Genomic DNA, 13,519 nt, shown 5'->3' with positions numbered 1-13,519 from the left:
AATTTGATAACCATCCAGGGGCTTAACCATGCTCAATAAACTGATTACTCTGACCATTGCACTGATCTATTCGGTGGCAGCTCTTGCGCAGCAGGACGCGTCCACTCCACTGTTCGAATACAGCGCGATCAACCACCCCGTAATGGGTAAAAAGGGCATGGTGGCCAGTCATAATGCCCTGTCCAGTGAGATCGCCGCCGAGATTCTGGCCAACGGCGGAAATGCTATCGATGCCGGGGCGGCACTGGGTTTTGCTCTCGCCGTTACCCTGCCACGGGCAGGAAACATCGGCGGTGGCGGCTTTATGCTTATCCATGTGGCCGCGCTTGATAAAACTATTGCGATTGATTTCAGGGAAACAGCGCCAGCGGCTGCCAGTGAGAATATGTATTTCGATGAAAACGGCAACGTGGAAAGTGATGCAAGTTTCCGCTTTTCTCACAAATCCTCGGCGGTCCCCGGCTCGGTCGCCGGGTTGGCCCATATCGTGGAAAACTATGGCACCATGACCCTGGCCGAAGTGCTGGAGCCGGCGATTCGATTGGCAAGAGATGGCATCGTCGTGACCTACGATCTAGCTGAAGATCTGGCCCGCAGCCAGCGCTTGAAGAATAACCCTGCCAGTCTGAAAAAATTCTATAAGCCTGATGGTTCCAATTATGAAGTGGGGGAATTATTCAAGCAGCCTGACCTAGCCTGGACTCTCTCCGAAATCGCCAGGCATGGCGTCGATGCGTTCTACAAAGGCAGCGTAGCAGAAAAAATCGTCGCCGATATGGAGGCCCATAATGGCCTGATCACCATGGAGGACCTGGCCAGCTATCGTGTTTTGGAGCGTGAGCCGGTGCGCGGTAATTACCGCGGTTATGATATTGCCGCCATGCCAGCGCCAAGTTCCGGTGGCACGCATGTCATTCAGATGCTCAATATTCTGGAGAATTTTCCTCTGGCTGAAATGGGGCCGGAAAGCGCCGATGCCTTACATATAACCGCAGAGGCCATGAAGTTCGCCTATGCCGACCGCAGCAAATACCTGGGGGATCCGGATTTCGTGGAAATTCCCACTGCTGCCATGATCAATAAGGATTATGCCAGGGACCTGGCGGCAAAAATCTCCATGGACCGGGCCATTCCTTCTGTCGAAATTGCGCCGGGTAACCTGGCTATGTATGAGAGTGATGAAACCACCCACTATTCGGTCATGGACAGTGAAGGCAATATGGTGGGTAACACCTATACACTGATGTTTTCTTTCGGTTCAGGTGTGGTTATCGAGGGCACTGGAATCCTGATGAATAACAACATGGGGAATTTCACTTTGCGACCGGATATCCCCGATGCGTTCGGCCTGATGGGTAGTGAAAACAACACCATCAGGCCTAACAGGCGCCCGGTCAGTTCCATGTCACCCGTCTTCGTATCACGGGACGGCAAGCCCTTTTTCATCACCGGCACACCCGGCGGCTCGAAGATCATCAGCGCCAATATGCAGATGGTATTGAACGTGCTGGAGTACGGTATGAACATCGCCGACGCGGCGGTCGCACCGCGTATTCACCACCAATGGATACCGGATGTGCTGGAAATCGAAAGCGGCATCAGCCCCGACACTGTATCTCTGCTGATTGAAAGGGGTCAGAATATTAATTTCAGTCATCGCAGTGCCGGCATGGGCAGCATGCAAAGCGTGATGTGGAAAGACGGATTGTTCTATGGCTACTCGGATCCGAGGCGGCCGGGGGCAAAAGCGGTCGGTGTGGATTGATTCATCGGCTCAGCAATCATGTCGGCCGGGTCTGATCTATTCCCGATCAATCACCTGAACAGATCAGTGGCCGCCATGGCGGGAGAACGCACCAGAGTCAGTAATCCTGTCCAGGCGGCATGGCGATCGACTGCAGCAGTTGTCTCCAGCCGATTACTGATCTGAGTTTGCCCGTAGGTGTAGCCGATAGAGTACATGCCGAATCTGTCAATATACTCTAACAATGCGGAAGGGCTGGAGACCATGGCATCACGTTCAAGCTGAAAAGTAGCCGTATTAAAGGCTATCTCCCCATCGTAGTATTGTTTAACTATCGGCAGAATCGCCTCTGATAAGCGTCCGATCAGGCGCTTGTATTCTATGAGCTGCGTTTCCTCCGGTAAGTTTATTCCGGCAAGGGGAGCCAGCACATCCCGCTCAAATCGGTCGCGTTCCTGAGGAGTAAACGCCAGAGTAACGCCGTAATTGGCCGCTCCTTCAAGAACGGCGGACTCCGCAGATCGCAGCAGAACTACCGTGTCTTCCACTCCCGACGGACCGATTTTCAATTGTTCTTCCATCATGACGTATTGAGCGTGATGACCCGGATAGCCCTCGTGACAGGCAATATCGATGGCCGAATCCATAAAGGCGATTGACAGGTCATTGATCGTCAGGACACTCTGGCCGTCGCCTTTGTACTGGTGCCACGCTGCCGGAACCTCGCGGGACCATTGCAGGGTCAGTTGTTCGTTGGCCGGCAGGTCCCAGTGCTGCTGTGTTCTTCTTTTACATTCTGCCAACGCTGCTTCGAAAACAGCTCTGCGTTTGTCGGCGGGTATCAGCAGGCGATTGCGGAACGATGCCACACGAAATGCCAGAGTGCCCCGCCCGGGAAGCAGTTCTTCCAGAGCATCGAGGTCCGCCTGCGAGGTGGTCGTTGCTATCGCTTCAGTGATGCCGTACAAGCGCTCCAGTTCTTCATCAAACCCTGGTTTGACGGGCGCCTGGGTAATCTCCAGCAGGGTGAGCAGGTGAGTGAGCTTGCGCTCCAGGCTATCCTTGCGCGAAACCAGCGTCGGCAAATCCAGCGCCTCGAGTTGATTGCTCAGGGTCTCCACTTCCCGCCGCAGCTCTGCTGGATCCTGAAAGCGGTCTGCGGTTCGACTGTCCAGTGACGGAGGGCCGAAGTAGTTATCGACTTCGTCTGCATCCACGACTGTCAGTGCAGTTGCCAGCCGGACATAATCTTCCGCCACAGCACCCAGAAGATCTTCTGGCGTGCGCGGTTGCAGCAGGAACCAGACAGCCACAGCAGCCAGGCCGAATGCGACCACCCCGAAGAGGCTGGCTGTTACTGATTTTCTGTGCTTCATTGCCGATGCCATCAATCTGCTTTATTCACTGCGTAGCGCTTCGATAGGATCAAGCAGTGAAGCGCGTCGTGCCGGATAGCTGCCGAATATCAAACCGATCAGCGCCGCAATGCCGATCGCCGTTATCATGGACGCGAGCGAGACGGTGGCGGGCCAGCCCAGTGACAGGCCCACCAGGCGAGCGGAAAGCAAACCCAGCAGCAAACCCAATAAGCCACCAATCAGGCTCAGCGTGATGGCCTCAACCAGAAACTGCAGCGCGACATCAATCGAGCGGGCACCTGCCGCCATACGCAGACCGATCTCACGCGTACGTTCGGTAATAGAAACCAACATGATATTCATAATGCCGATACCACCGACAATCAGCGAGACCCCCGCTATGCTGGCGAGTAGGGCCGTCATCGTGGCGCTGGCCCGGTCCAGCGTATCCGCCATTTCATCAAGGGTAACTTCATCAAGTTTGGGGAGGTTCGCCAGGGCAAAAGCCGCTGCAGGAGTGTACAGGCCTTTGGTAAGTGCCTGAGCCGCCTGAGTCTCGACGGTAAAATCGTCCGGTATTTCAGCGGCTGCCGCCTGGCCGGGGATATAGTTGCCGCCGGACTGCGAGATGGCCGGTCCGAGACCATGGCGCTCTCTTAACAGCGTGCGCACTTCGGTTGCTATGCGTGAGGTTTCTCCCGCCTTATCGGCAGCGATGGTGATCGAGTCCAGATGCTGCACGTTCAGGGTCTGTTGCAGCGATTGCCAGGAAACAAATAACACTTCACTGTGATCGTCAGCCTGATCGTTGGTGACGCCCTGAATTACGTAGTTGATATCCCTTACCCGTACGCTTTGGCCTATCGGATTGACACCTGCGCCGAAAAGCTGCGCAGCCAGGCTCTGGCCTATAATCGCGTCAGTGTTGGCAAGCTCCACCGGCATGCTGCCAGGGTCTACGATCCAGGAATAGATCGAGGCAAAGCCAGGCGAGATACCCTGAATACGAATGAAGGCACGTGTTGCGCCAGCGGTGGCAAATGACCTCAGGCTCAGGCCATTACTGGTTGTCTGAACGCCAGCGATGGATTCGGCTATGGCAATCGCGTCATCGGGTACAAGAGTTGTCGCCGCGCCCAATCCGGAAGCGACGCCTACACTTTCCCCACCCCGGGTGTAGTTACCTGCCTTGACATAAACAATATTGGTACCGGCGGACGCCACTTCATTTTCTACCGATGAACGCGCGCCGGTACCCAGCGCAACCATCGTCAGCACAGCCGACACACCGATGATGATACCAAGCATGGTAAGAAGGGTACGGAGTCTGTTTCTGCTCAAGGACTGCAGCGCGAGACGTATATTGATCTGCAACATTTCCATTGCTGATGTTACCTTGAAAATTAGGTTATGGAATGAAACTTCAACTTATTCAGCCTTCAAGGCTACGACAGGGTCCAGATTGGCTGCGCGACGAGCCGGTCCATAGCCAAAGATCATGCCTGTAAGAGCCGCCATAACTACCGCAATGAGAAGCATGACTGGCGATATCGCAGTGGCCCAGTTCAGGCCATATTCGGCTACCGCCAGACCTGCGGCACCCAGGCCCAGGCCGATAATTCCACCAAGTGCCGCCAATGTGACGGCCTCTACCAGAAACTGCACCATTACGTCATCGACGCGCGCTCCCATGGCCATGCGTAAGCCAATTTCCCGGGTCCGCGCCGCAACAGAGACCAACATGATATTCATGACACCGATGCCGCCTACCAGCAGAGACACGGCGGCAGCCGCCGAGAGCAGCAGGGTGAAAGTGCGCCCGGCCTGTCGCAGGCTAAGCGCCATTTCTTCCCAGGCTTCCTGCTCAAATTCGACGATGTTTGAATGCACCGCCCTTGCCAGACGGGGGTCTGTTCCGAGGCTGGGCATTGCTGCAGTGCTCTGGGTTTCGACGCGGAAATCGTCAAGCGTGTCGTCCGGGAGCTGTCTGAGCACGCGAAGGGATGCCTTTATGGCGTTGGCTACTTCGGTGGTTTTACCCACGGAACTGGTGCGCAGATTGATGACATCAAGATCGTCTCTGCCCAACAGGTTTTGCGCCAGCGACAGTGGCATGTAAAGGGTGGGTACAATTAACGCGCTGCCTTCTTCGGTATCGCCACGAATTACCCCCACTACCTGAAATTCTGTCCCCCGCAATGTCACTGTCTGACCTGTTGCCGACTCCAGATCCCATAGCCTGTTAGCCACTACATCGCTGACCAGCAGAACGGGAAGTGACTGTGTCTGCTCTGCTTTCGTGAAGAGCCGGCCGGCGATCAGCTCCCAGCCCTGAATTTCAGGCCAGTCGGAATGGATACCGACGGTGCGGGCAATACGCACGGTTTCATTGATGGTTTCGTCCAGACTGATATTGCCTGCCAGGCTGCCGGCGACCAGTCGCACGTCCGTCGTATTCTGGCTCAGCAGTTGGTATTCCTGCATGGTCAAAGGCCAGGCAGGAGACCTCACTGTGCCCCGCCTGGGCGCCTGGATGCGGGCGCGGGCGTCTTTCACAGCTGCATCGTACTCAAGCACATCGGTAAATCCGAGCTCGTAACCACCCACAGCACCCTCAGAGACCTCGCCACCGCCACTGTCCTGCTCGCCGCTGGTGGTAATACCCGGTGGGCGAAAATTCCCGGATTTAATTGTGATCAGGGTCGGCCCGGCGCTCTGTATCTGGGATTCGATCTGTTGCCGGGCTCCCAGGCCAAGACCTGAAACCAGAACGACCATAGCCACCCCAATACTCATGCCACTGAGGGTAAGCAGCGCCTGCAGGCGGTTCTGTACCAGCGACTTCAAAGCCAATTGAAGATTAATGGGCATCGAACTCACTCAGGTCAACAACAGGATTTTTCATCTTCTCCATGATTGGCGGGAATGCGCCGGCTGGAATATCTATAAAAAACGGCTCGCCCTGAAACAGAAATCCCACTCGCACTACGGCATTGTGGTCAGTAACGGGCTTGCTGGGCCCGGTCCAGAAATCCCCGGAGGCGCTGATCTGCATGGCAACGAATTCCATTGGGGAATCCGGCCGTTCAATTTCAACCACAACATCGGAGACGGTAGCCGCCGGGAGCTGAGCCCGGGACTCACTGCTGAAATAAAGCTCAATGCCCCCGCCTTCCTTGACCACGATTTCAAAGTGCAGCGTCGAGTGCATTAGTACAAAGCCATTGTGATCCGGGAAATGGTCGCCGTGAGGTGCTTGAGCGAGAATACCCGGAGTGGCAATCAGAACGACTGCTGACACAATGAAATACGTCAGTCTCTGCAGTGGATTACTCATGGTTGAGCGCACCGATCGGGTCCAGTATTGCGGCGCGCCGCGCCGGGTAAACGCTGGCAATCATGCCCAGCAGCACGGCTACGGCAATAGCTATGAACATTGAAAGAAAAGAAATGTCTGTAGACCACTGAAAGAAAGTCTCCAGAACATTCGCAGCGATAACCCCAACGAATGCACCCAGCAGCCCGCCAAGCAGACTGAGGACTAACGATTCAAGAACGAACTGCATGGCAATATCGCTGCCTCTCGCCCCCATAGCCATGCGCAGTCCGACTTCCCGGGTACGCTGGGTGACAGAAAGCAGCAGCAGGTTCATCACTCCGATGCCACCAACCAGCAGTGAAACACCGGCCACTCCCGCAAGCAGTGCCAGCATGGTGCGGTTAGATCGTTGCAGCGAACTGGAAAGTTGTTCAATAGTGAGTTCATCGACGCTGGTCATATTGCCTGCGACGACACGAGCCAGGTCAGGCGACAGACCGCTACCGAGAAGTTCCTGGGCCTGGGTCTTCACCGTAAAATCATCCGGCATCTGATCTGAAATACCATGCCTTACCCGAAGCAGATCGACGATCTGGCGGGATATTTGCGTAGTCTCACCGGCCGAACGGGTCGTGACGGTGATGGTGTTCAGCTTGCTCAGATTAAGAAGTCGATGAATGGTACTTACAGGCACATAGACAGCATCAAACTGGTCGTCACCCGCCGTGGGCTGGGCGGTCCAGGTGCGACTGCCAACAACGCCGACAATTTCGAACTCCTGGTTCCAGAGCAGTACCTTATCTCCGACGGGATTCACACTGTCGCCGAACAGTCTGTCGGCAACAACACGGCCCAGCACCATCACCTGCTCGGCATTGTTCACCTGTCTCCGGGACAGGAAATTACCATAGGGAAAAGTCCAGCCACGGCGTATTTCCGGTAGCTCTGCCTCAGTGCCATGCAGGCGGGTGAACCATTGCCGGGATTCGTCAGCAGCCACCACGATACGTGCGTTCTCATGGACACCTGAAGCGACGAACTGGACCCCGGGAAGGGAATCTCTTATGGCTGTCGCATCCTCGAGAGTCAGCGTGGCGGCAGCACCAAGCCCGGCCATGGCATCACCAAGCCGCTCACTGGCCGTGGGGTGATCATGCTCCGCCATGGGATCATCTTCGAAATGTGCCTTGATGAAACGCGGTTGCGCTGTCGCTTGCATAAATTGAAACGGCTTGACTGAAGGATAGTAATCAGCGGTCTGTGCGATAAACCTGCCAAAGTCTTCACGCTGAATGCTGCCGTGATCTGCCGGTGCACTAGCGCCTTGAGCTCGTTCAACCTGATAATTGCCTGCCGTAACCACGATCATATTGGCACCGGCAGCGAGAAGCTGATCCTTGATTTCTTCCTGGGCACCCCGACCCAGTGCCATGCTGGCAACCAATGCGCCAACACCAACAGTTACGCCCAGCATGGCCAGGGAGGCCTGCATCCAATTGCGTTGCAATGACTGGGCTGCCAGAATCAAAAAGTGCGCTCTCTCACGCATACAATAATCTCCTCTGTTCAGCTGGCTGCGGCGACGTCGCTCACCAGTGGTGGATCCTGCAGGGTGGATTCAGTCGGAGTGTTGGGTGTGTCACTGACTATCAGGCCATCTCTTATGGAAATAATGCGCGAGCCATAGGCAGCAATTTCTGGTTCATGGGTAATGAGAACGATAGTTATACCATGTTGCTCGCGCAAGTCGCGAAGCAGGTTCATCACTTCGATACTGGTTTTTGTGTCAAGGTTGCCGGTGGGCTCGTCGGCAAGTATCAAGGATGGGCTGTTTACCAACGCCCGGGCGATTGCCACGCGTTGTTGCTGGCCGCCGGAGAGCTGGCTTGGATGATGATCCGCCCGGTCGGAAAGGCCAAGGGAATCGAGAGCCTGCAGTGCCAATTTACGTCGTTCAGAGGCTGGTAATACGGGTCTTGAATATAACAGGGGCACTTCGACATTCTCGACAGCCGTTGTTCTGGGCAGCAGGTTGAAGCCTTGAAACACGAAGCCTATCTGCTTATTCCGAACATCAGCCAGATCCTGACGCGGCAGGTTCGAGACATCTTTGCCATTGAGTAAATAGCTGCCGCTGGTTGGTGTATCAAGGCAGCCAATGATATGCATCAGCGTGGATTTTCCCGATCCAGAGGCGCCGGTAATGGTTACGAACTCACTTTCGTTGATGTCCAGAGAGACACCACTCAGCGCGTGCACTGAATGGTCACCGAGCTCATAGATCTTTTTGATGTTTTCTAAAGAAATAACTGACATCACTATTTCCAGTTGATCAGATGATTATGGCCCTGCTGTCAAATCGGCCGGCAGAGCCAGGCTCGCCGGCCAATGAGACACCAGGTACTTGCCAGATTCCCTGCGGAATTACTGGGCAGGCTCGTTCAGTCCAGCATAATTGTACAGTACGGTAGCAACTGATTTCTCGCCACCGGCCATCCCGTACATGCCATTCGCGCCTTCTATAACGAAGTACTCATTGGCTGCGTGGGCGTTGCCCCCCGATCCAGCCTGACCGCTCACGATTGGGATATCCATTACGTCTCCCGCGAACAGGTAGGCGGGCCAGTAGCCACCAAGCATCGATGCCGTCCCCTCGACCGGGTCGTCGTAGCTGATCCCAAAGGTATCAAATGTCTTCATTACCGCGCGGGCAATATCGTTGTCGTAGGTCATCTTCGCCCAGGGCACATCGCCGACAACATTGATCTCTACATCTTCATAACCGAATTTGTCCAGATGCGCGCGCAGCTTCGCCACAATATCCATGCCATCCTGGAACGGTACATACCGGAAGTTATGCTTGGAAACTATGCGATTGGGCAGAATGGCGCCGGAGCCCCCTTCAAACATGTTCCCGCCCCAGATGCCGTCAAGGTTCATAGAGGTCCCGTAGCGTGCCATGGTCAGGTATTCAAGTGGATCGTCCGCAATGAAACGTTCTACGCCGAGATTTCTCGCGGCCACTTCCATGTCGATGCGCTCAGCCGACGCTTTCAACTTCGCCAGTTCGGCCTCTTTCAAAGGCTCGATGTTTTCATAGAAGCCGTCAAACATGACTTTGTTGCCGGTCTCATCGACGAGCGTCGATAACATCTTGATATGCCGCCATGCCGGTGCATCCACCGAACGCTTGTTGCCACCGTGGATATTGCTGTAGTTGGGTCCTTTCCCCCATGCTGCTCCGCTGGTAATCAGTTCAACGAAGACACTTCCTTCGGAGCCACCACTGATACCGCCTTGCCGCCCGAAGCGGTACATGGCATCCGCGTGAGCCACGAGTTCGGGATGGTCGCGGACAAATTTCCTGTAGCCAATGGACATGCGTTCTTCATCACCTTCTGCGATGAAGATCAGATTTACCGGCAGTTTTCCTGTAACAGCCTTGATCGACATCAGGGCATTCAGTTGGGTCATCTGTGGACCTTTCGAATTGGTTGCACCGCGTCCGATCATGACTTTGGCATAGGGAGCCTGCTCCACCAATCGGCCTTCGAATGGCGGCGCTTTCCAGAGATCCGGCTGAGTCACTGGCATAGTGTCGTACATCCAGTAAATCGCCAGGGTTTTCTCGGCGCCTTCATCACAATCGGCATAGACTACAGGGTTGCCCTGCTGGCCCCAATCTGTAATTCCGACATCGTAAACAGCAGTTTTCTGACAGCCCAGCTGATCGAAGAAGCCTTTCACCATGTAGGCGGATTCCTGGATACCTTCACCGGTATTGGAAATACTCGGCTGTTGTATCCAGCGCCGCAGATTCAACACATGTTCATCGATATTCTCATCGATATAAGCAAAGATCTCTTTAAGCTCTTCCGAATGTATCTCATCCATATTGATAGACACAGTCTCGTCGGCCACTGGTCTGATGCCCAGGCCGGGGCTCGCCGCAGGCGCTGCTACTGACTGGTTTGTACTGGTAGGAAGCGCGGGCGTGCTTGTGACAGTTGACTCCTCGCCGCAAGCCAGAAGTGCCATTGCTATCGCTGAGAACAACCCGAGATTGCGAGTGCTGAAAGCATGCTTAGCTCTTTTCACTGTATACTCCTTGAAAGACATTGACTGAACCAATTTGCCAGCGACTCGCAGCGCCCAACCTGTTGAGAACTGCTGAGAGTAATCTTTATAGCTAGGCGAACAGTGACAGTTCTACCGGCAAAGGATCACACTGGGCAAGTTGTGAATTTTCTAATTCTGGCTAGCAACGGTAGACTCGAGCAGTATTCGTGCCAATTGACTAACAATGGCATACGTTTTTACAGGCGCCACCAAGTAGTCAATTGTGAATTCAGCCACAAGGAGTTCCCGTAGGTCAGAAACTCGCGTTCTGTAAGGAGTTCACCAGAAACTGGAGGTACTTTAGGTTGCGGAAGCACAGTCAGATCGGCGCTGAAGACCAGCCCGGACTCCTGGCAGGCAATCGTAGGCACATTATTTTCGCACCAAATTGCGACATTTCGCTGCTTTATGGTTCACTTGCCGAGAACAGGATAGAACAGTCGGTCAGATTGGTGTGACCTACTTCCCTCATGTCAGAATCCTATGAGGAAATCATTCGATTGGACAAGCTGCTAGTTTGTGGATAGCCTGCTTGGCTATTGGCAGGGTGTTCAAAAACCATCGGCTAGCAGCCTGCTAAGCGTGGGAGCGGGGCCTTCTCAACTGTGATTAAAAGACAGGTCGCAGCTGATTGATAATTACTACTAACCGGAAGAATTAGAATAATGAGACAACTTGTTGTTCGAAGGTTCTCGTGCCTGATTAGCAGTATGTTGTTGTCAGCGGCGTGCGTGCCCACTGACCAGACTTCTATCACGTTGTCTGAGTCGATTAAATGGTATACCGGAGAGATGGGCGAAGTTGATGACAGCCGTGCCCGTCAATTGCTGGAAAGTGCCGCGGAAACTCAAGATCCATTGGCTATAATGTGGATGGCGCGCGTGTACTCAACCGGCCGTATGACCTTTACAGCCGACAAGGCGCTGGCAATAAATATTGCAGAGTCAGTCATAGCAGAAATAGAATCTCTGGCTGAAAAAGGAAACCCCGAGGCGATGTTTCTCATGGGAACGGCTTTCGCAGAGGGTTTGGCGAAGCCGGTCGACCCCGGACTGGCGGTCGGATGGTACCGGCGCGCAGCGAAACGAGGAAACACCCTCGCGATTCATAATATGGGTAATGTATACGCGGCTGGCACTGGCGTGGGTCAGAGCGATGAAAAGGCCGTAAAATGGTGGCGGCAAGCGGCCGAAATGGGGGATGTAATCCCGCAGTTACGGCTGGCAGAGATGTATGAGCAGGGTAGGGGAACAGGCCGGGATCTGGATCAGGCAATCTTCTGGTATCGGGACGCAGCAGGCCGCGGCAATACTGCCGCCGCGGCAGCTTTATCCAGGCTTGGTGTTTCTCAGTAACTTTAGACTACTGTTCACGAACAGTTGGATAGGTGATACCCAGCTGGTCGAGGTAGGTGTTGAACTGCTCCGGAATATAGTAATACTCCCGCATCATTGGTCTGAAAGCTTCCATGATTTCAGTATTCAAGTGAGTAGCCGGTTCATCCTCGGGACGTAGCAGGGGAATATAGGAAGTATCCCTGGTTTGCACTTCCTGAAAGTAAGTCTGTGCATCTTCTAACAGGGCTTCGTCAGTCAGCAAATCAAAAAGCGTCAGCGCTTGTACTTTTGCACCGGCCACGATGCCTTTGTGGGCAATTGGAGTGGCCATAGCAATAGCATTTACCCAGTTGTGGCCGGGCAGATTCGGAATGTTCGCTGGATAGCCCTGTACGATTGTCGGCACCTGCCAGGATATATCACCAATGTCGTCGGAGCCGCCCCCGGTATTTCTCGCCGGGTCAGGCGGATCTGTTAATTCCTGAACTTCGGTCACCAGGCCTTCTTGGGGTACACCGATTTCCGCCTGCACGGCTTTGGCAAGCTTGATGTCCTCGTCAGACCATTCCGGCATTCCTACCATATCAGCGTGTTCCGTTGCCCGTTCGGCGATAGACTTATTGAAGTGTCCCGGCCAGGCGGTGCCAAGTACAGTAGAGTCCCAGGTCGTATTGGTCATCAATGCGGCGCCTTGTGCCATATCGTTGCCAATATCCCATAACTCCTTGATGTGATCGTAATCAGTTTCCCTGAAGTAGTACCAGATACTGGCCAGTGACGGGACAACATTTGGCTGGTCCCCACCGTCGACTACCACGGAGTGAGTCCGCTGAGATAAACGCAAATGTTCGCGGCGGAAATTCATGCCGATGTCCATTAACGTGACTGCGTCAGCGGCGCTGCGACCCCGCCAGGGAGCACCTGCGCTGTGTGCGGTTTCGCCATGAAAGTCGTATTGAACTGAAACCAGGCCGTTACCCCGGCCACCTCCCCATCGCGTGCCCAATTGATTGGAAACATGTGAGAAGAGTACGGCATCGACATCATCAAAGTAACCGTCGCGCACGTAGTAGGCCTTGGTGCCAAGCTGTTCTTCTGCAACCCCGGGCCAGATTTTAATAGTGCCAGGTAATCCGTTTTCTTCGAGAAACCGTTTGACGGTCAAGGCGGCAAGAATATTTACCACCTGCCCGGAGTTATGCCCTTCTCCATGACCTGGTGCTCCCGGGATAATAGGGTCCTGGTAGGCTACACCGGGTTTCTGAGAAGACTTGGGAATGCCGTCAATATCAGACCCTAACGCAATTACGGGCTCCCCTTGTCCCCAGCTCGCCATCCAGGCGGTTGGTATGCCAGAAATGCCCTGCGCAACTTCAAAGCCGTTTTCGGATAGTATGCCAGTCAGGTAATTTGATGTTTCAAACTCCTGGAAGCCAAGTTCGCCAAAGCTGAATATCATGTCATTCATGACCTGAGCGAGTTTCGCCTGGTCATCGATTGCAGACATCAACTCTTGCTTTATCGACATGCGCTGTTCTGGCGTATAATCCGCAGCCTCGGTCTGAACATAAAAAAGTGCAGTCAAAAAAAGCGCAGAAGCTGACGCCAGTACGCTTGAAAATGGCCTCTTGAAAGGTCTATA

Annotated in this window: 10 protein-coding genes; 2 read left to right on the top strand and 8 right to left on the bottom strand. The window is 54.2% G+C overall.

Annotated elements, in window-relative coordinates:
• Positions 1–28 precede the first annotated feature (28 nt).
• Positions 29–1,765, top strand: a complete 1,737-nt coding sequence (gene ggt, locus R3F50_06045) for a gamma-glutamyltransferase (GenBank protein MEZ5489863.1) — start codon at positions 29–31, stop codon at positions 1,763–1,765.
• Between the two features lie 50 nt (positions 1,766–1,815).
• On the opposite strand, the gene R3F50_06040 is transcribed toward ggt, so the two are convergent.
• The 7 genes from R3F50_06040 to R3F50_06010 all read right to left on the bottom strand — a co-directional run bounded on the left by R3F50_06040 (position 1,816) and on the right by R3F50_06010 (position 10,519).
• Positions 1,816–3,120 (bottom strand): hypothetical protein, encoded by a 1,305-nt coding sequence (locus R3F50_06040; GenBank protein ID MEZ5489862.1) that lies wholly within the window; start codon positions 3,118–3,120, stop codon positions 1,816–1,818.
• 21 nt (positions 3,121–3,141) lie between these two features.
• Positions 3,142–4,485 (bottom strand): ABC transporter permease, encoded by a 1,344-nt coding sequence (locus tag R3F50_06035; GenBank protein ID MEZ5489861.1) that lies wholly within the window; start codon positions 4,483–4,485, stop codon positions 3,142–3,144.
• A 45-nt stretch (positions 4,486–4,530) separates the two neighbouring features.
• Positions 4,531–5,973 carry an ABC transporter permease gene (locus R3F50_06030; GenBank protein MEZ5489860.1) on the bottom strand — a complete coding sequence of 481 codons (1,443 nt, stop codon included), beginning with the start codon at positions 5,971–5,973 and terminating at the stop codon, positions 4,531–4,533.
• On the bottom strand, positions 5,963–6,439 hold the full coding sequence (locus tag R3F50_06025) for a hypothetical protein (GenBank protein MEZ5489859.1): 477 nt from the start codon (positions 6,437–6,439) through the stop codon (positions 5,963–5,965). Before R3F50_06025 ends, R3F50_06030 begins: the two co-directional genes overlap by 11 nt.
• Positions 6,432–7,970 carry an ABC transporter permease gene (locus tag R3F50_06020; protein ID MEZ5489858.1) on the bottom strand — a complete coding sequence of 513 codons (1,539 nt, stop codon included), beginning with the start codon at positions 7,968–7,970 and terminating at the stop codon, positions 6,432–6,434. The genes R3F50_06025 and R3F50_06020 overlap by 8 nt, the downstream gene beginning before the upstream one ends.
• A 17-nt stretch (positions 7,971–7,987) precedes the next feature.
• Positions 7,988–8,737 (bottom strand): ABC transporter ATP-binding protein, encoded by a 750-nt coding sequence (locus tag R3F50_06015; protein ID MEZ5489857.1) that lies wholly within the window; start codon positions 8,735–8,737, stop codon positions 7,988–7,990.
• Positions 8,738–8,845: 108 nt separating this feature from the next.
• A complete protein-coding gene (locus R3F50_06010) occupies positions 8,846–10,519 on the bottom strand; it encodes a M20/M25/M40 family metallo-hydrolase (protein ID MEZ5489856.1) in 1,674 nt (557 codons plus the stop codon).
• Between the two features lie 731 nt (positions 10,520–11,250).
• Between R3F50_06010 and R3F50_06005 the strand changes: the two genes are divergently transcribed.
• Positions 11,251–11,895: a tetratricopeptide repeat protein gene (locus tag R3F50_06005; GenBank protein ID MEZ5489855.1), complete on the top strand. Its 645-nt coding sequence runs from the start codon at positions 11,251–11,253 to the stop codon at positions 11,893–11,895.
• A 7-nt stretch (positions 11,896–11,902) separates the two neighbouring features.
• Here the strand turns inward: R3F50_06005 and R3F50_06000 are convergent, their stop codons facing one another.
• Entirely contained in the window at positions 11,903–13,405 is a 1,503-nt protein-coding gene (locus R3F50_06000) for a peptidase dimerization domain-containing protein (GenBank protein MEZ5489854.1), read from the bottom strand.
• Between the last annotated feature and the right edge of the window lie 114 nt (positions 13,406–13,519).

The organism is Gammaproteobacteria bacterium (assembly GCA_041395725.1).
In the GTDB taxonomy this organism is placed as follows: Bacteria; Pseudomonadota; Gammaproteobacteria; order Pseudomonadales; family Pseudohongiellaceae; genus NORP240.
This window is presented reverse-complemented; position numbering and strand designations above follow the sequence as displayed.